The 17,310-nt window shown below is 70.9% G+C and carries 20 protein-coding genes and 1 pseudogene; 9 read left to right on the top strand and 12 right to left on the bottom strand.

Features of this window, described 5'->3' with window-relative positions; all coding sequences use genetic code 11:
- Positions 1-10 precede the first annotated feature (10 nt).
- Positions 11-1,171, bottom strand: a complete 1,161-nt coding sequence (locus Aau02nite_RS37270) for an LLM class flavin-dependent oxidoreductase (protein WP_212993333.1) — start codon at positions 1,169-1,171, stop codon at positions 11-13.
- Between the two features lie 38 nt (positions 1,172-1,209).
- Between Aau02nite_RS37270 and Aau02nite_RS47575 the strand changes: the two genes are divergently transcribed.
- The 3 genes from Aau02nite_RS47575 to Aau02nite_RS37280 all read left to right on the top strand — a co-directional run bounded on the left by Aau02nite_RS47575 (position 1,210) and on the right by Aau02nite_RS37280 (position 1,957).
- Complete coding sequence (locus Aau02nite_RS47575; RefSeq protein ID WP_281421130.1) at positions 1,210-1,341, top strand: hypothetical protein; 132 nt, start codon at positions 1,210-1,212, stop codon at positions 1,339-1,341.
- A gap of 220 nt (positions 1,342-1,561) precedes the next feature.
- A complete protein-coding gene (locus Aau02nite_RS46935) occupies positions 1,562-1,723 on the top strand; it encodes a hypothetical protein (protein ID WP_246595725.1) in 162 nt (53 codons plus the stop codon).
- Between the two features lie 78 nt (positions 1,724-1,801).
- Positions 1,802-1,957: a hypothetical protein gene (locus tag Aau02nite_RS37280; protein WP_212993334.1), complete on the top strand. Its 156-nt coding sequence runs from the start codon at positions 1,802-1,804 to the stop codon at positions 1,955-1,957.
- Between the two features lie 54 nt (positions 1,958-2,011).
- Here the strand turns inward: Aau02nite_RS37280 and Aau02nite_RS37285 are convergent, their stop codons facing one another.
- A complete protein-coding gene (locus Aau02nite_RS37285; RefSeq protein ID WP_212993335.1) occupies positions 2,012-2,383 on the bottom strand; it encodes a hypothetical protein in 372 nt (123 codons plus the stop codon).
- 200 nt (positions 2,384-2,583) lie between these two features.
- On the opposite strand from Aau02nite_RS37285, the gene Aau02nite_RS37290 reads away from it, so the two are divergent.
- Positions 2,584-3,327: an ABC transporter ATP-binding protein gene (locus tag Aau02nite_RS37290; protein ID WP_212993336.1), complete on the top strand. Its 744-nt coding sequence runs from the start codon at positions 2,584-2,586 to the stop codon at positions 3,325-3,327.
- Positions 3,328-3,337: 10 nt separating this feature from the next.
- Positions 3,338-5,215: an FtsX-like permease family protein gene (locus Aau02nite_RS37295; protein WP_246595726.1), complete on the top strand. Its 1,878-nt coding sequence runs from the start codon at positions 3,338-3,340 to the stop codon at positions 5,213-5,215.
- A gap of 3 nt (positions 5,216-5,218) precedes the next feature.
- On the opposite strand, the gene Aau02nite_RS37300 is transcribed toward Aau02nite_RS37295, so the two are convergent.
- Positions 5,219-5,602 (bottom strand): VOC family protein, encoded by a 384-nt coding sequence (locus Aau02nite_RS37300; protein ID WP_246595727.1) that lies wholly within the window; start codon positions 5,600-5,602, stop codon positions 5,219-5,221.
- Entirely contained in the window at positions 5,602-6,009 is a 408-nt protein-coding gene (locus tag Aau02nite_RS37305) for a universal stress protein (RefSeq protein ID WP_212993338.1), read from the bottom strand. Before Aau02nite_RS37305 ends, Aau02nite_RS37300 begins: the two co-directional genes overlap by 1 nt.
- A gap of 111 nt (positions 6,010-6,120) precedes the next feature.
- Here Aau02nite_RS37305 and Aau02nite_RS37310 point away from each other — a divergent pair, with 111 nt between their 5' ends.
- A complete protein-coding gene (locus Aau02nite_RS37310) occupies positions 6,121-7,545 on the top strand; it encodes an APC family permease (protein WP_246595728.1) in 1,425 nt (474 codons plus the stop codon).
- 165 nt (positions 7,546-7,710) lie between these two features.
- Here the strand turns inward: Aau02nite_RS37310 and Aau02nite_RS47580 are convergent.
- A pseudogene (locus Aau02nite_RS47580) lies at positions 7,711-7,851 on the bottom strand (hypothetical protein); the annotation flags it as partial.
- Complete coding sequence (locus tag Aau02nite_RS37320; protein WP_281421132.1) at positions 7,848-8,597, bottom strand: MerR family transcriptional regulator; 750 nt, start codon at positions 8,595-8,597, stop codon at positions 7,848-7,850. The pseudogene Aau02nite_RS47580 and the gene Aau02nite_RS37320, both read right to left, overlap by 4 nt.
- Positions 8,598-8,654: 57 nt before the next feature.
- Here Aau02nite_RS37320 and Aau02nite_RS37325 point away from each other — a divergent pair, with 57 nt between their 5' ends.
- Positions 8,655-9,128 carry a DUF6194 family protein gene (locus tag Aau02nite_RS37325; protein WP_212993339.1) on the top strand — a complete coding sequence of 158 codons (474 nt, stop codon included), beginning with the start codon at positions 8,655-8,657 and terminating at the stop codon, positions 9,126-9,128.
- A gap of 82 nt (positions 9,129-9,210) precedes the next feature.
- Positions 9,211-10,173 carry a DUF1963 domain-containing protein gene (locus Aau02nite_RS37330; RefSeq protein ID WP_212993340.1) on the top strand — a complete coding sequence of 321 codons (963 nt, stop codon included), beginning with the start codon at positions 9,211-9,213 and terminating at the stop codon, positions 10,171-10,173.
- 322 nt (positions 10,174-10,495) lie between these two features.
- On the opposite strand, the gene Aau02nite_RS37335 is transcribed toward Aau02nite_RS37330, so the two are convergent.
- A complete protein-coding gene (locus Aau02nite_RS37335) occupies positions 10,496-11,260 on the bottom strand; it encodes a dihydrodipicolinate synthase family protein (RefSeq protein ID WP_212993341.1) in 765 nt (254 codons plus the stop codon).
- Between the two features lie 47 nt (positions 11,261-11,307).
- Positions 11,308-12,201, bottom strand: coding sequence for an NmrA/HSCARG family protein (locus Aau02nite_RS37340; RefSeq protein ID WP_212993342.1), 894 nt, complete (start codon positions 12,199-12,201; stop codon positions 11,308-11,310).
- Positions 12,202-12,303: 102 nt separating this feature from the next.
- Between Aau02nite_RS37340 and Aau02nite_RS37345 the strand changes: the two genes are divergently transcribed.
- Complete coding sequence (locus Aau02nite_RS37345; protein WP_212993343.1) at positions 12,304-12,855, top strand: TetR/AcrR family transcriptional regulator; 552 nt, start codon at positions 12,304-12,306, stop codon at positions 12,853-12,855.
- Positions 12,856-12,900: 45 nt separating this feature from the next.
- Here Aau02nite_RS37345 and Aau02nite_RS37350 read toward each other — a convergent pair whose 3' ends face one another.
- From Aau02nite_RS37350 to Aau02nite_RS37365, 4 genes are read right to left on the bottom strand one after another with little or no spacing between them, the layout of a single operon-like run.
- Positions 12,901-14,070, bottom strand: coding sequence for an ABC transporter ATP-binding protein (locus Aau02nite_RS37350; protein ID WP_212993344.1), 1,170 nt, complete (start codon positions 14,068-14,070; stop codon positions 12,901-12,903).
- A 34-nt stretch (positions 14,071-14,104) separates the two neighbouring features.
- Positions 14,105-14,938 (bottom strand): carbohydrate ABC transporter permease, encoded by an 834-nt coding sequence (locus tag Aau02nite_RS37355; protein WP_212993345.1) that lies wholly within the window; start codon positions 14,936-14,938, stop codon positions 14,105-14,107.
- Positions 14,939-14,940: 2 nt separating this feature from the next.
- The gene (locus Aau02nite_RS37360) at positions 14,941-15,900 is read right to left on the bottom strand and encodes a carbohydrate ABC transporter permease (RefSeq protein WP_281421133.1); all 960 of its coding nucleotides are present in this window, start codon (positions 15,898-15,900) and stop codon (positions 14,941-14,943) included.
- Entirely contained in the window at positions 15,897-17,120 is a 1,224-nt protein-coding gene (locus tag Aau02nite_RS37365) for an ABC transporter substrate-binding protein (protein ID WP_246595730.1), read from the bottom strand. Before Aau02nite_RS37365 ends, Aau02nite_RS37360 begins: the two co-directional genes overlap by 4 nt.
- Positions 17,121-17,310 lie beyond the last annotated feature (190 nt).

The following is a 17,310-nucleotide window of genomic DNA, read 5'->3' on the forward strand; positions in this document are numbered from 1 at the left end:
CGGCGCGTGATCAGCTGGAGGTGCCCCCGGCGGTGGCCACGCCCGCGAACGGGATGCTCGTCGCTCCGGTGTTGCCGTCGCCGTCCGGGTGCCGCCAGAGGCCACGCCGGCGCAGCTCCGGCAGGACGCCCTCGCCGAACCAGTACGCCTCCTCCAGGTGCGGGTAGCCGGACAGGATGAACTCGGTGATGCCCAGGCCGGCGTACTCGGCGATCCGGTCGGCGATCTCGGTGTGGCTGCCGATCAGGGCCGTCCCCGCGCCGCCGCGGACCAGGCCGACGCCCGCCCACAGGTTCGGCGAGACGACCAGGCCGTCGCGGCTGCCGCCGTGCAGGTCGAGCATCCGGCGCTGGCCCTCGGACTCGCTGCGCCGCAGGCCGGCCTGCACCGCCTCGATGTCGGCCGGCGAGACGCCCTGCAGCAGCCGGTCCGCCTCGGCCCAGGCCGCCCCGGCCGTGTCGCGGGCGATGACGTGCAGCCGAATGCCGAAACGCAGGGCCGGGTTCAGGCCGCGGATCCACGCGATCTTCTCCGCGACCTGGGCCGGCGGCTCACCCCAGGTGAGGTAGACGTCGGTGTGCCGGGCCGCCACCGGGCCGGCCGCGGCCGAGGAGCCGCCGAAGTAGATCTCCGGCGCCGGGTCGGGCAGGCGGCTCAGCCGGGCGCCCTCGACGCGCAGGTGCTCGCCGACGTGGTCGACCGTCTCCCCGCGCCACAGGGCCTTGATGATGCCGAGGAATTCGTCGGTGCGGGCGTACCGGGCGTCCTTGTCCAGGAAGTCGCCGTAGCCGCGCTGCTCGCTCGACTCCCCGCCGGTCACCACGTTGAGCCGGAGACGGTTGCCGGACAGCCGCTGGAAGGTGGAGGCCATCTGGGCGGCGAGGGTCGGCGAGATCAGTCCCGGCCGGAACGCGACCAGGAACTTCAGCCGATCGGTCACCTCGGTGAGCATCGCGGTGGCGAGCCAGGCGTCCTCGCACCAGGCGCCGGTCGGCGTGAGCGCGCCGACGAAACCGAGCTGTTCGGCGCTGCGGGCGATCTGCCCGAGATAGCCGACGGTCAGCGGCCGGACTCCGCCGGCGGCACCGACCGGGACACCGTGCCCGCCGCCGACGATGTCGCGGCTGTCGCCGTTGGTGGGCAGGAACCAGTGGAAGTCGAGCGACGTCATGGGCTCAGGGTACCCACATCTCCTATCGAGCAGATAGAGTGACGGCCTCGCACAGACGGAGTGCGATCGCCGCCCTGCCGGCCCTGACCGTGTCCGTGGCGCTCGGCGGGTGCGCCGGCTACGACGCCGGCACCGGCCCGGCCGACAACGGTCCCCTGCGGACCGGCTAGCAGCGGTTCGGCGGGCTGAGTCTGGTCAAGGCCCGGGCCGCCGCCCCGGACGCGCAGTGGTCGCTCTTCGAGAGCGGCCCGGCGGCTGGCCAACAACCGCGAGTACATCCTGGTCCATCCGGACGCGGTCAAGGACAAGGCGCCGCAGATCCGGACCTTCCTCGACACGTACCAGAAGACCACGACCTGGGGGCTCGCCCACCCGGAGGAACGCGCCGAGGTGCTGGCCCCGGAGCTGAAGATCGACGAGGCGGTGACCGCCCGGGCCCTGGCCCGCGCGGCCGAGCCGCTGGCCCCGCTGACCCCGGAGGTCGGCGCCGAGCTGCAGGCCATCGCGGGCGGCTGCACCGACCTGAAGCTCATCCCGGGAGTGTCGACATGAAGGCCCGGATCGACGACCAGTTCACCGCGGAGCTGCAATGACCGCCGTCGCCACGGCGCCGGACGTGGCGGTGCGGCCGTGCCCGGTGAAGAAGACCCGGCGCCTGCGCTGGCAGCGGATCGTCAGCCCGGTGGTGATCCTGCTGCTGTGGCGCGGGCCCCGGACGACGCGGGCTTCGGACCCCTGCGGCGCCGGCTGCTGGACCGGCTGGGGGTGCCGCTCGCCCGCAACTGACGCCCGCGGAAGGAGCGTCCGGCCGGGTCGGGCCGGACGCGTTCCCCGGTCTTCTCAGGTGTCCCGGCGAGGGCCGGCGTGCCGCACCGGGTGCACGGGCCGGCCGCCGCGGAGCTCGGCACCCCAGCGGGACGTCTTCGGCCGGGAGCGGAACGCCGGCCCCCGCCAGTCCGGACGCCAGCCGGCCGTCAGCGCCCGGTCGACGCTCTCGGCGACCGTCGACGAGGACCCGGGCCGGTCGGCCGGCACGGAGCGCTCCGGCAACGTGACCATCAGCAGGGCACCGTTGCCGGTGGCCTGCTCCACCACGAACGGCAACAGGGTCCAGCTGTCGCCCTGGTGGTAGGCCGCCCGCCGCCGGACCGTCCAGCGGTACGCCGTCCCGCCGACCGTGATCGGCCGCGATCGCTCCCGTGTCACTGCCATCCGTCGTCCCTCCCGCATCCCCGGCATGCTCGGATGGCCGACCCTACGCCAGGCGGGGCCGCACGCGCCGCCGCATTTCGGCCCCTCATCGATGACGTCCCACCGGTGGCCGTTCCGGCCGTAGGGTTAGCCCTACCCCGGATCCGGGGGACCACCGCAACGCTATCGGCGGGCCGTCGCCATACGTTCGAGCAGTGACGATGACGACGACTTCCACCCCCACCACGACCGCGGTCGCCCTGCGCGGCGTGAGCCGCGGCTACGGCCGCGGCGCCACCGCCGTCCGGGCCGTCGACGACGTCGACGTCGAGTTCCGGCGCGGCACCTGGACCGCCGTGATGGGTCCCTCCGGCTCCGGCAAGTCCACCCTGCTGCACCTGGCCGCCGGCCTGGAACGGGCCGACAGCGGCCGGGTGCTGCTCGGTGACACCGACATCACCGCTGCGAGCGACAACGAGCTGACCGCCCTGCGCCGCACCCGGATCGGCTTCGTCTTCCAGAGCTTCAACCTGATCGGATCGCTGAGCGCCGAGCAGAACGTGGCCCTGCCGCTGCGCCTGGCCCGCCGGCGCCCGGGACGCGCGCAGGTCCGGCAGGCCCTCGACGACGTCGGGCTCGGCGACCGGGCCCGGCACCGCCCGCGCGAGCTCTCCGGCGGCCAGCAGCAACGGGTGGCGATCGCCCGGGCCATGGTCACCGCGCCCGAGGTGCTCTTCGCCGACGAGCCGACCGGGGCGCTGGACTCGACGGCCGCCCGTACCGTCCTGGATCTGTTGCGGGCCATGGCCGACCGCGGCCAGAGCATCGTGATGGTGACCCACGACCCGGCCGCCGCCGCCCGCGCCGACGGCGTGCTGTTCCTGCGCGACGGCCGGCTGGTCGACCACCTCGCCGGTGCGAGCGCCCGCGAGGTCGCCGACCGCCTCGTCGCCCTGGAGCGCTGACATGCTGCGGATGAGTATCTCCGGACTGGCCGAGCGCTGGCAGCTGTTCGTCGGCGCCACCCTGTCGGTGTGCCTGGGCGTCGCGCTGGTGCAGTCCTCGCTGCTGCTGCTGATCTCGGCGGCGACCCTGGACCCGCCGGCCGGCCTGTCCCCGGCCGAGCGGCTGCGTTTCAGCGACAGCGCCGAGGCGTCGGTGGCGCTGCTCGGCGTGACGCTGGGCTTCTCGGCGTTCCTGGCCGTGTTCATCATCAGTTCCACGTTCGCCTTCACCGTGGCCCAACGCCGGCGCGACCTGGCGCTGCTGCGGCTGGTCGGCGGCGGTCGCCGGCACGTGCGCCGGCTGCTGATGGGCGAGGCGCTGCTGCTCGGGCTGATCGGGACCGTCACCGGCGTACCGGCCGGGCTGGCGGTGATGGCCCTGCAGACCCGGCTGCTGGTCGGCTTCGGCTTCGTGCCGGGCGGGTTCACCGGGCAGTGGCGCGACTGGATCCTCGGCGCCTCCGCCGGGGTCGGCCTGGGCCTGGCGCTGGCCGGGGTGCTGGTCGCCGCCCGGCGGGCCGCCCGGGTCCGCCCGCTGGACGCGCTGCGCGATCCCGACGCGGGCCGGGTGATGACCGCCGGGCGCTGGCTCACCGGGCTGTTCTTCGCCGCCGGGGCGGTGGCCCTGATCATCCTGGCCCCGGTGGGCGGGCCGGCCGGCGGTCAGGCCCTGACGATGAACGTGTCGCTGTGCGCGGCGGTCGCCCTGTCGCTGCTGGCGCCGGTGCTGGTCCCCGGGGTCGCCCGGCTGATCCCGGCCGCTGGGGTGACCGGCATGCTGGCCCGGGCCAACCTGCGCGACGAGGTCCGCCGTAGCGCGGCCACCGCGGCCCCGCTCATCGTGCTGATCGGCGTCGTCTTCGGGCAGGTCGGGGCGTCCGCCTCGTTCGCCGCCGCCGGCGTGGCCGAGCAACGCCGCGGCACGGCCGCCGACCTGGTCGTCGAGACCACCGGACCGGGTTTCCCGGCCGTGGCCGGAGTAGCGTCCTTCTCGTCGGAGACCGAGACCCCGCTCCGCATCACCACGGGCCGGGGCGACACGGCGGACACCCTGATCCAATCCGCCCTGGTCGTCGAGCCGGCGGCCTTCGCACGGGCCCACCCCGGCAGCGGCTACCTGCAGGCGCTGCGGGGCAACGCCGTGGCGGGCGGCCCGGGCCGGGAGGGCTTCTCCCGGGGCGACACCGTGACGGCCCACTTCGCCGGCACCGACCACTCGCTGCCGGTCGTCGCCGAGGTGCCGACCACCATCGGCGGCGGCGCGGCCCTGCTCGTACCGGCCGGTCTGCTCCCGGCGGACCAGCTCGCCGGCGCACCGACCCGGACGTTCGTCACGCTCGCCCCCGGTGCCGACCCCGCCCGGGTCACCGCGGAACTGTCCACCGTGGGCACCGTGACCGGCGTGGACGACTGGCTCCGGGCCGACGCCGAGGCCCGGACCAGCACGAGCGACGACATCATGCTGATCGTGCTCGGCCTCGGCGGCCTGTACGCCCTGATCGGCGTGGTCAACGCGGTCGTGATCGCCGCGGCCGCCCGGGGCCGGGAGTTCGCCGCGGCCCGCGCGACCGGCCTGACCCGGCTCCAGGTGCTGCGCGCGGCCCTGCTGGAGTCGTCGGCGGTCACCATGATCGGCGTCTTCCTGGGCGCGCTGGCCGCGGCCGGCACCTACGTCGCGGTGCTGGCCACGACCTCGGCCGTGACGGGCACCGCGACCCTGGACCTGCCCTGGACGCTGATGGCGGTGCTCGCGGTGGTGGCGTTCGTGGTCACCGGCCTGACCAGCCTGCTGACCTCCTGGTCGGCGACCCGGGTCGCGCCGGTCTCCCTGCTGGGCGCCTGGGAGTAGGGATCAGCGCCGGCCGGCCACGCAGAAGCGGTTGCCCTCCGGGTCGGCGAGCACCACGTACGGCGGCGCGCCCGGCTCCAGCTGCTCCGGGTAGTACGGCCAGTCCACGCGCTGGGCACCGAGGGCGAGGAGCCGGGCGACCTCCTCGTCGAGGGAGCGGTCACCGGCGTCGAGGTCGAAGTGGATCCGCGGCTGTTCCTGCACCGGGGTCTCGCTCGCGTCCATCGCGATCGCCGCGCCCGGGACGCCCACCGGCGGCTCGATGACGATCCAGTCGTCACCCGGGTAGCGCGGCGGGCGCCGGACGTAGCCGAGGGCCGCGCTCCAGAAGGCGCCGGCCCGCTCGCAGTCCTGCACGCCCAGGGAGATCTGCGCGAACACCGCCATCAGGGGTGGGTCACCACGAGGACCGGGCGGGACGCTTTCTCGATCAGCTGCAGGGGGACGCTGCCGAGGAGTCGTTCCGCCAGCGCCGGCCGGGAGCTGGCCCCGACCACGATCACGTCGGCCTCCTGCTGGGCCGCGAACTCGATGATGCGTTCCAGCGGGCGGCCGGGCAGCACCGCCCCCTGCGCCTCGACCCCCACGTCGGCCAGCCGCCGGATCGCCGTGTCGACCGCCTCCCGCGCGCCCTGGACGAAGACGCTGCGCGGCGCCGGGGAGAACCGCTCCAGCTCCACCTCGTCGACCGCGACCACGGTGACCGTGGCGCCGGTCTGTTTGGCCAGCCGGGCCACCGCGTCGGTGATCCAGGGCTGGTCGGCGTCGGGCTTGGCAGCCAGCACGATGTGCATGTCGTCCTCCGGCAGATGGGATCACGTGGGTCGATCCTCACCCGTGCGCCGCGCCGGAACAAGCCTCAGCGGCGGCGCGTTGGCCGCTGATCCCTTACCGTGAGGCCAGGCATGTCGATGTGGAGGTACGCGGCTATGGCGGACGCGGGAACACGGGACAGCACCGAAGCACGCGAACAACCCTCTCTCAACCGGGTCATCGGCCCCGGGCTCCTGCTGCTCTTCGTCGTCGGGGACATCCTCGGCACCGGGGTCTACGCCCTCACCGGCAAGGTCGCGGGCGAGGTCGGCGGGGCGGTCTGGCTGCCGTTCCTCATCGCCTTCGTGGTGGCGCTGCTGACCGCGTTCAGCTATCTGGAGCTGGTGACCAAGTATCCGCGGGCAGCCGGCGCGGCGCTGTACACCCACAAGGCCTTCGGCATCCACTTCTTCACCTTCATGGTCACCTTCGCGGTGATGTGCTCGGGCCTGACCTCGGCGTCCAGCGCGTCGAAGGCGTTCGCCGGCAACTTCGCCGAGGCGTTCGGCCTGTCCCTCGGCGAGGGCCTGGGACTGACCGCGGTGGCAGTCGGCTTCATGACCCTGATCGCGCTGGTCAACTTCCGCGGCGTCGGCGAGAGCGTCAAGGCCAACGTGGTGCTGACCTGTGTCGAGCTGACCGGCCTGCTGATCGTCATCGCCATCGGCGCCTGGGCACTGGGCGGCGGCAACGGTGACCTGTCACGCCTGGTGGAGTTCGACTCGCCGCCCGGCGAGCACGCGTTCTTCTCGGTCACCGCGGCCACCGCGCTGGCGTTCTTCGCCATGGTCGGCTTCGAGGACTCGGTCAACATGGCCGAGGAGACCAAGGACCCGGTACGGATCTTCCCCAAGGTGATGCTGACCGGCCTGTGCATCACCGGCGTGATCTACGTCCTGGTGGCCATCTCCGCCGTGGCGCTGGTCTCCCCGGCCGACCTCAACGAGGGCGACGCGCCGCTGCTCAAGGTGGTGGCGGCCGGGGCGCCGGCGTTCCCGCTGACCGTCTTCGCCTTCATCACGATGTTCGCGGTGGCCAACTCGGCACTGATCAACATGCTGATGGCCAGCCGGCTGCTCTACGGCATGGCCAACGAGCGGGTGCTGCCCAAGGTGCTCGGCACGGTGCACCGCACCCGGCGTACGCCGTGGGTCGGCATCGTCTTCACCACGCTGATCGCCTTCGGACTGATCTGGTTCGCCGACCTGACCGCCCTCGGCGGCACCACCGCGCTGCTGCTGCTCTGCGTCTTCACCGTGGTGAACGTCGCGGTGCTGGTGCTGCGCCGCGACACGGTGGAGCACAAGCACTTCAAGGCGCCGACGGTCATCCCGATCATCGGGGCGATCAGCTGTGCCTACCTGGCCAGCCCGCTCTCCGGCCGGGCGGCCGCCGACTACCGGGTGGCCGGGGTACTGCTGATCATCGGCGTCGTGCTCTGGGCCATCACCTACGCGACCAACCGGTTCATCCTGCACCAGGACACCACCATCGACCCGGCCAAGCTGGACAAGTGACATCCTCTCCGCCCTAGTGTGCGGAAATCCCTCCACGCTGCGCGTGGAACCCGCGGCGTCCGGGTGGGTCACCGCTTCGCTGCGCGGTGCCGGGACGAGTCCCGGTCTCATCTGCGCTCCACGGTCGTTGAAGTCCGCCTGTCCGGCGGCCTCGATGTTCCTGGCGGCGTTGATGTCACGGTCGTGGTGACTGCCGCAGGGGCAGTCCCACTCCCGGATGGTCAAGGCCATCTTGTCGTTGCTCCGGCCGCAGGGCGTACGTTCGCCGGGGTGGACCGGTTGACGGTGTAGTCCGCCGAGCGTCACTCGTCGTTTTCCGACGGACCTGATTGGGGCTCCACGGAAGATGTCAGAGTCAAGAGTCCAGACGCCGCTTGGAGAAGGGCTCGCGAACGCGAGTTGATGTGTCGGTCCCGTGCCCGGAGGGCGGCGGTGATGTCAGACGTGCGGCCGCGTTGCCGCAGGACCGGCATGAGCGCGCGCAGCGGTGGGATGCGATAGCCGGCAAGGCGTAACTGGTGCACGATCCGCGCGTCCCGGACATCGGCGGGGGTGTAGATGCGTGCACGTCCGCGAACTGCTCGAGCGGGGGTGAGCAGGCCTTGCCGGTCCCAGTACCGCAGCGTCGAGGTGGGCACTGCTAGGGCGGCTGCAAGTTCGGAGATGGTCATGGCGTCGTTGGGCCGGACGTCGTCAATGGGTTCGGCGGTGATCGCGACGACAGCATCTCTGGCTAGCTCGACGTCCCGCCGCTCGGTGTGCAGGCGGGCATGCGCCTTGTCGACGATCGCCAGGACGTCATTTTCCGTGCCGGCGCGTGCGACGCGGATGAGCTTCTTCGCCTCGGCAGGCCCGACGCCCGCGGCGAGGACGACGTAGGTCGCTGCCGCTAGCGCATGCATCTCGGTCCACGCGCGATAACCCGATGGAGTACGCGTCGGCGATTCCAATACCCCGTCACGTTCGAGGTTGCGCACCTGCTGGACGGAGCAGCCAGCACGTCGGGCCACGTCGGCGGTTCGCAACGGGCGGTGGAGAGTTACCGTGGTCATCGCCGAGGCCCCCCGATCGAAAGTCTCCACAAGCAGTTCAATGTGACGCTAGAACACATGGACATGGACGACATCATCAATCACGCGAAGACACTGGACGCCGTACTCATCCTGCAACCACAACCCGGCGACACGTCGCCCGAAGTCAGCTGGGGCGACGCGTTCATCTACTACGCGCCCGACGGTGTAATCCCGGCAACACAACCCTTCGCCACGATCGTGACAAAGGACTACCCCGACGAGCCTCCTTCTGGCCTGGACCAGCCAGGCACCTTCCGGCTCAACATCGCCGCGCCCAAGGCGGACTTCGCGCGAGTCATCGGCTCATCGCCTCGAGATGCCATGAACGCCAACCACGACGCCCACCTCCGCGACACCTGGTTCCCCCATCCGGTCTACGGCAGGGCGGGCTGGCTGTCCGTCGTCAACCCCGACACAACGCTCCCGGAGGCGCTGAGCCTGCTCGGCGCCGCTCACAAGGCTGCCCGCGACCGGCATCAGCGACGACCCACGAATAACAACGCCGGCTAGCGCAGCTCAAGACTGGCCCGAAGCGGCACCCCCAGTCGCGGGTGTGCTTGCCACAAGATCCGTATCTGCCAATATGCGTACCGTGGATTACTACGAGAGCTTCCATCGCGCGGCGATCGAAGAGGGTTTCCCCGAGGACGAGACGGCGAAGTTCGCCGAGCTTCTCCGCTTCGCCATCTGGGCGAACGAGCGGCACAACGGCGAGATCGTGGCGCATCCCCGGGGCCTGCCGCCCGGGCAGTCCGCCGACCTTCTCGTCGGTCGGGGCGGCGGGCTGCCCCATCTCCCGGCGGGCATGCCATGGCCTACTGACTCGGAGGATTACCCGCTGCCGTTCGTCGCGTCCTTCGACTGTGCCGCGCTTCCGGGGGTCGACAGTCTGCCGTTGCCGCCGGACGGCTCGCTTCTCGTCTTCCTGCATCACGAGGACGCCTACGACACCTTCGATCATGACAAGGAGCAGCAGTACGCGCGCATCGTCTACGTTCCGGTCGGCACGGACACCGTGGTGCAGGCCCCGGAGAACCATTTGCCTTACCTGTTCGTCTCGGGTCGTGATTTCATCGGCCCGGAGCAGGACCTCTTCGCCGTCGTCCATGCCGACCTCCCGGAGTGGCTGGACTCCGAGGAGGAGGACCTGTCGTCATTCCAGAAACGGCTGGCACGCGACCTGCCACACCGCCGCGAACTCTGCGCCCTGGTCGACCGGCTGTGGCCGGCGGGGAACTCCGCCACCTTCCAGTTCGGCGGCTACTCGTGGAACACCGGCGGCATTTCCCGAGGCCATCTGTACGACGACCCCGAGCTGACGATCGCGGAGGAGAACTTCCGGGCTCGGCCGAAGGCCGGTGACCCGGTCGCCGATCGGGAGCAGGAGAACGTTCTGGTGGAGGAGGAGTTGCAACGGGTCCGGCAGGAGTGGATCCCACTCGTACAATTCGATCCCGGTGACGAGGTCTACTTCGGCCGTTTCCTGATCCGCGTCGATGACCTCACCGCCCGCAGATTCGACCGAGCCACCTCCTGGACCGCATTCACCGAATAACGACTTCCCGCATGCCGGCACGGACACCGGCTACACCCTGCGGGAGTCCACCCTCCGCCGCACACTGCCACCGGCTGGCATCACCACGCCGGCACCTGTACGCCGCGGTCGAATTGACCGGGATCGCGCCGGTGCCGCGCACCGGCGAACGGTAGATCATCGCGAAGTCTCGGACACCCGACGTGCTGAACTGCCGAGGGAGTGCACGGATCATGCCAACCCAGTTACTGCTGAAGGCACTGCTCGGGCCTGGCGGCCCTCCCAGCGCAGACCCTCACCCCGGCCTGAAGACCGGAGCACTGGCCCGCATGCCAGTAGCGGGTCAGCCCAGCCGGCGTACCGGTGAGGTGCCGTACTGCCGGGCCATGGCCTCCTTGAGGCCGCCCGGCAGGGCCTTGGCCTCCCGCTCGGTGCGCAGCACGACGTGCTGCGCGGCGGCGTCGCGCTCCCAGGCGGCCAGGCACTGCTGCGGTACGAGGTTCGCCGCCGCCACAATGCCCCCGGCCGCGCCCAGCCAGCTCGCGTAGCCCAGCAGGGCGGAGGCGCCGCTGTAGACGGCCAGGTCCCCGCCGAGGCCGAGCTCGTGCCCGAGCCGCGCCGGGTCACCGCTGGAGTCCTTGATCCCGGCCAGGCCCAGGTCACCCAGGGCCTCGACCGGCACCGGCCCGCCCGCGACGCCCGGGTAGTGATAGGCCAGCACCGGCACCGCGCCGGCGGCCTCCACCACGTGCGCGAAGTAACTGCCCAGGGCCCCGCCCAGCCGCGGCGGCGCGACCAGCACGGCGTCGGCCCCGGCGTCGATCGCCGCGGTGACGCGGGCCGCGGCGGGCTGCCACCACTCCCCGGAGGCACCGGCGATCACCGGCACCCCGGGGCAGGCCGCGCGGACCGCTGCGACCAGCTCCACCCGTTCGGCGTCGGAGACCGTGGCGGCCTCGCCGGTGCTGCCGTTGACCAGCACCGCCCGGATCCCGGCGTCCACGAGCCGGGCGGCGTGCTCGGCGGTGCCTTTCGCGTCGACCGCGGCATCGGCGTCGAACAGGGTGACCAGGGCGACGGCGGGCCCGGTCCAGAGCGGCTCAGTCATGCCTCCACCCTCCCCGACTCGCGGCCCGGCGGCCACCCGAACTGCGCTCAACCCAGGTGGGACACGGCCCAGGTGCGGAAGTCCGTCATGGGCAGGCCGTATGCGTGAGTCTGCTCAGGGCGTGCCGGGCTGCCCACGACCTCGGTCCATTCGTGCATCGGCACCATCATCTCCGGCAGCCCGCGCGCCACCGCCTCGCCGGCGGTCAGCACCGGCGCCGGGACCGGCCGCCCGAGCACCTCGGTCAGGGTGGCGGCGACCTCGGTCATCGTCAGGCGCTCGCCGGCCAGGTCCAGGTCGACGCCGTGCCAGCGCGCGGGATCGGCGAAGGCGGCCGCGGCGGCGGTGCCGATGTCGTCGACGGCCACCCAGCTCAGCTTCGTGTCCGGCCCGAAGGTGGTGACGAAGCCGTCCTGCGCCCAGTTGCCGAACATGAACGACCAGCCGATCAGGTTCTCCATGAACGTCGCGGGCTTGAGGACCGTCCAGGACGCGAACCCCGCCGCCCGGACGGCCTCGTCGATGGCGGCCTTGCTCTCCCAGTAGTGGGTGTTCCACCGGCCCTCGTGCCAGCCCGGTGCGCTGCGGGCGAACTCCCCCGCGCCGGCCACCGACGTGTGCACGAACTGCGGCACCCCGGCCGCCAGCGCCGCCGCGACCAGATTGCGGCCGCGCACCACCTCGGCGTCCGAGCCCAGATCGGTGACATCGGGCGTCTGGACCGAGAACACGCCGCGGACCCCGGTCGCCGCGGGCACCAGCGAGGCGGGCTGGTTGAGGTCACCCACGACCAGCTCGGCGCCGAGCGCCTCGAGCGCCTTGGCCGCGTCGGCCTGCGGATCCCGGACGAGTGCCCGGACGGCGACGCCCCCGGCGAGCAACGCCCGCGCGACAGCCCCACCCTGCTTGCCGGTGCCTCCAGTGACCAGAACCGGTGTCATGACATGCCCTTCCGCAGAAACGGGGCGGCCCCCCGTTTGTCGTCCGCTACGATACGGAGGGCCACCCCACTTCCACAACCCACCCCCGTCGGGACGGTGAGCATGCGACCCAGACGCGCGGACGCCCGGCGCAACTACGACCAGCTGATCGCCGCGGCCTCGGCGGCGTTCGCCCGCGAGGGCGCCGACGCCTCCCTGGAGGAGATCGCCCGGCAGGCCGGCGTCGGCTCGGCCACGCTGCACCGGCACTTCCCGTCCCGGCAGGCCCTGCTCAACGCGGTCTTCCACGGCCGGGTCGAGGCACTGTGCCAGCAGGCCCACGAGCTCGCCGAGGGCGCGGACCCCGGCCCCGCACTGACGATCTGGCTGCGCGCGCTCGGGGCCTACGTCGCCTCGACGCGCGGGCTGGCATCGTCGCTGGTGCCGAGCACCGACAACGAATGTCACCACATGATCGTGCGGGCCGGCGACGAGCTGCTCACCCGGGCCCGCGCGGCGGACGCGGTCCGCCCGGAGGTGTCGATCGACGACCTCCTGACCCTGGTGACCGCCATCTCGATGGCCGTCGAGCACAGCCCCGGCGAGAACGGCAGCGAGGCGGAACGCCTGCTCGGCCTGGCCATCGACGGCATCCACCCGCGGCCCGCGGGGTAGCTGCCGGCGGCTGACCGGCCGCCGGCAGCGCTCATCGTCCGGCGGTCAGTCCGTGGTCACCAGGTTCTTGCCGGAGGCCCCGTCGAACACCTGGATCTTCGAGGTGTCGTACCAGAGCCGGGCGGTCCTGCCGCGCTGGACGTTGGCCGCCGCGTCCAGCCGGGCCGTCACCTCGACGCCGCCGCTGTGCAGGTCGTTGCCGGTGTCCTTGGCCAGGTCCTCCAGATCCTTGGACCGGGCCTGGTCGCCCTTCATGGTGAAGTAGGCGTAGACGTCCGAGCCCATCGCCTCGACGATGTCGATCGGCGCGTCGAAGGTGGCGCCCGGCTTGTCGCCGACCAGGGACGCTTCCTCGAAGTGCTCCGGGCGGATGCCGACGATCACCTCTCGCTCGGCGGTCGAGCCGTCGAGGGCCTGCCGGATCTGGTCGGGCAGTTTGGCCTCGCCCAGGGCCGTCACCACGCCGTCGGGGCGCAGGCGGCCGGGGAAGAAGTTCATCGACGGGCTGCCGATGAAGCCGGCCACGAACAGGTTCGCCGGATGGGCGTACAGGTGGGCCGGCGAACCGACCTGCTGGACCACGCCGCTGCGCATGACCACGACGCGGTCGCCCAGGGTCATCGCCTCGGTCTGGTCGTGGGTGACGTAGAGCGTCGTCGTGCCCAGGTTCTTCTGGATCCGCGAGATCTGGGTGCGCATCTGCACTCGGAGCTTGGCGTCCAGGTTGGACAGTGGCTCGTCCATCAGGAACGCCTTGGGCGACCGGACGATGGCCCGGCCCATCGCCACCCGCTGGCGCTGGCCACCGGACAGGTTGGCCGGCTTGCGGTCCAGGTGCTGGGTCAGTTCCAGCATCTCGGCCGCCTGCTCCACCTTCTTGCGGATGGTCGCCTTGTCCATCCCGGCCAGCCGCAGCGGGAAGCCCATGTTGTCGCCGACCGTCATGTGCGGGTAGAGCGCGTAGGACTGGAACACCATGGCGATGTCGCGGTCCTTGGGGGCTTTGTCGTTGACCACCTGACCGTCGATGATCAGCTTGCCCGCGGTGATGTCCTCCAGGCCGGCCACCATGTTCAGTGTGGTCGACTTGCCGCACCCCGACGGGCCGACCAGGATGATGAACTCGCCGTCGGCGATCTCGAGGTTGAAGTCGTCCACGGCCAGGGCGCCGTCGGGGTAACGCTTGACCACATGGTCCAGAACGATCTCGGCCACGTCAGCTCCTCGGTGTATCGGTACGTGGGATGGGTCAGCCCTTGACGGCGCCCGAGGTCAGCCCCGCGACGATCCGCCGCTGGAAGACCAGCACGAAGATCACGATGGGGATGGTGATGACCACGGCGGCGGCCGCGATCGGTCCGGTCGGCTTCTCGAACGTGGTGGCGCCGGTGAAGTAGCTCATCGCCGCCGGGACGGTCCGCGCGTTCGAGGTCGAGGTGAGCGAGAGGGCGAACAGGAAGTCGTTCCAGCACGAGATGAAGACCAGGATGGCCGTGGTGAAGATGCCGGGCATGGCCAGCGGGGTGATCACCCGGCGGAAGGCCTGGTACGGCGTGGCGCCGTCCATCTTCGCGGCCTTCTCCAGGTCCCACGGGATCTCCCGGAAGAACGCCGACAGCGTGTAGATCGCCAGCGGGAGCGCGAAGGCGATGTACGGGATGATCAGCCCGGGCCAGGTGTCGAACAGCCCGATCGCCGTCTCGATCTTGAACAGCGGCGTGACCAGCGCGATCTGCGGGAACATCGACACGAGCAGGGCCATCGCCACGATCGTCCGCTTGCCCGGGAAGTCCAGCCGGGCGATGGCGTACGCGGCCATGGTGCCGAACGCGATGGCGATGAGGGTGGCGATGATGCAGATGCCGATCGAGTTCATCAGCGCCCGGAGGAAGTCGGGATTGTTGAAGATCGCGGTGTAGCTGTCGTTGCTGGGCGAGGTGGGGATGTAGTTCCCGTCGTTGAGCGTGGCGTCGTCCTTCAGCGACAGCGACACGATCCAGAGCACCGGGACGAAGGCGTACAGCAGGACGATCGCGTTGACGCCCCACCACATGAGCTTGCGGTTCGTGGTCTCCGGCTGCATGACTACCGCTTCCCCTCAGCGTCGGACCCGGGCGCTGCCGCCCCGAAGAACTTGATGAACGCGAACGCGATGATCCCGGTGGTGATGAAGATGAGCACCGACATCGCCGACCCGATGCCCAGGTTGAGCCCTCGGATCAGGTTGCTGTAGGCCACCATCGACACCGAGCTGGTCTGGTTGGACCCGCTGGTGAGGATGAAGATGTTGTCGAACACCCGGAACGCGTCCAGGGTGCGGAACAGCAGCGCCACCAGGATGGCCGGCTTGATCAGCGGCACGGTCACCATCCAGAACCGCTTCCAGGCGTTGGCGCCGTCCATCGACGCGGCCTTGAGCAGGTCCTCGGGCACCAGCGCCAGCCCGGCCATCAGCAGCAGGGCCATGAACGGGACCGTCTTCCAGACCTCGGCCAGGATGATGATCCCGATCGAGGGCCAGAACTCGGTCAGTGGCGCGGAATTCTCCGGGGCCAGCCAGCCCAGTCCCTGGGTCCAGGCGAAGCGCCAGGAGAACGCCGCGACCACGGTGACGATCGCGTACGGCACCAGCGCCGAGGTCCGCACCAGCCCGCGCCCGACGATCGTGCGGTGCATGACGATCGCCAGCAGCATCCCGAGGATCAGCTCCAGGGTGGCGCCGACGATCGTGATCAGCATGGTGACGCCGAACGCGGTCCACCAGATCGGACTGGACAGCACGGTGACGTAGTTGTCGAACCAGATGAACTCGTTGGCGTCCGGCTGGCGCAGGTCCGCCTTGTTCAGCGACAGCCAGAACGCGTAGATGATCGGGTAGGCGGCCACCGCCAGCATGATGAAGACGGCCGGGCCGACGAGCATCAGCCCCAGCTTGCGCTCGGCCCGTTTGGCGTCGGTGTGCCGCTGCCGGGCGATCTCGGTGGTGCCGTCGTCCATGCGGTCCTCGGCCGCCTCAGCGGCCGCCGCGGTCGGGGTGGCGGTCATGGCACGATCCCCTTGCCGTCGATGGCGTCCTGGATGGACTCGCGGAGTTCGTCGGCCGCCGCCTGCGGATCGATGCTCTGCGGCGGGGACAGCGTGGTGGAAACCAGGGTCGAGATGTTCTGGTACACCGGCGACACCGGGCGGGGCACGGCGGCCTCCAGCTCGGTCCGCATGACGTCGGCCATCGGGTACGCCTCCTTGAACTCAGGGAGCTCGAAGACCGTGGCGAGCGCCGGCACGTCACCGGCGTCGAGGGCGGCGCTGAGTGCGTTCTTCTCGTTGCGCAGGCACATGGCGGCCTCGAACGACTCGTCCGGGTGCTTGCTGTAGGTGCTGATGGCGTAGTTCATCCCGCCCAGCGTCACCCTGGGCGGCCCGCCGTCGACCGACGGATAGGGCGCGAAACCGAGGTCGTCGACCAGGTCCGGGTTGGCCTCGCGCATGGCGCTGAGCACGTACGGCCAGTTGAGCGAGAAGGCGGAGCGTCCGGCCTGCAGGTCCGCGAAGACCTCCGGCTCCTGGGCGTTGGACAGCGACGCGCTGGTGACCCCGGAGGTGGCGAGCTTGCGCAGCAGGGTCAGCGCCTGCACGGTCTTGTCGTCGATGGTGGGCTGGGAGCTGTCCTCGTTGACCAGCGTGCCGCCGTACGCGGTGATCAGGTTGTTGACGTTGACCACGTAGCCCTCGTACTGGGCCGCGGTGAGCCCGATCTCGTAGGGCTTGCCCTGGGCCTTGAGCTGCTGGGCCATCGCGATCATCTCGTCGAAGGTCTTCGGCGGGGTGGGCACCAGCGACTTGCGGTACCACAGCAGCTGCACGTTGGTCGTGCGCGGTACGCCGTAGAGCTTGTCCTTCCAGGTGGCCGTGTCGATCGGTGGTTGCAGGGTGTCCTTGGTCGCCTGGGCCTTCTGGTCGCCGGTCAGCTCCCGGATCCACTTGGCCTCGGCGAACTCCGCGGTCCAGGTGACGTCCATGCCGAGCAGGTCCATGCCGTCGTCCTTGGCGGCGAGCCGCCGGACGAACTGGTCGCGCTGGCCGTCGGCGTCGCTGGGGAGCAGGTTGCCGACGATGGTGTAACGGCCGGCTGCCTGTTGGTTGCAGTCGGCGATGATCTTGTCGAAGCCGGTGCCACTGGCTCCGCCGTAGAGGTTGACCACGGTGCCCTCGGGCCCGCTCGAACAGGCCGCGAGCGAGGCGAAGAGGGCCGTCACCCCGATCATCGCGGCCCACCGTGACGGCCGCCGGGGCGTCGTCGGTCGTGGAATCATCATCGATCCTCCGTCCGGGCAAACCGCTGGCACTTGTGGCCCAGCTCACAGCCCTGACCACGACATTGCCAGATATCGCTGGCAGGCGCGAGTGGAGGAGAGCAATCTTCTGTAACGACGTGTTCATGGACGGTGACTACGT

This window comes from Actinoplanes auranticolor (assembly GCF_018332655.1).
In the GTDB taxonomy this organism is placed as follows: Bacteria; Actinomycetota; Actinomycetes; order Mycobacteriales; family Micromonosporaceae; genus Actinoplanes; species Actinoplanes auranticolor.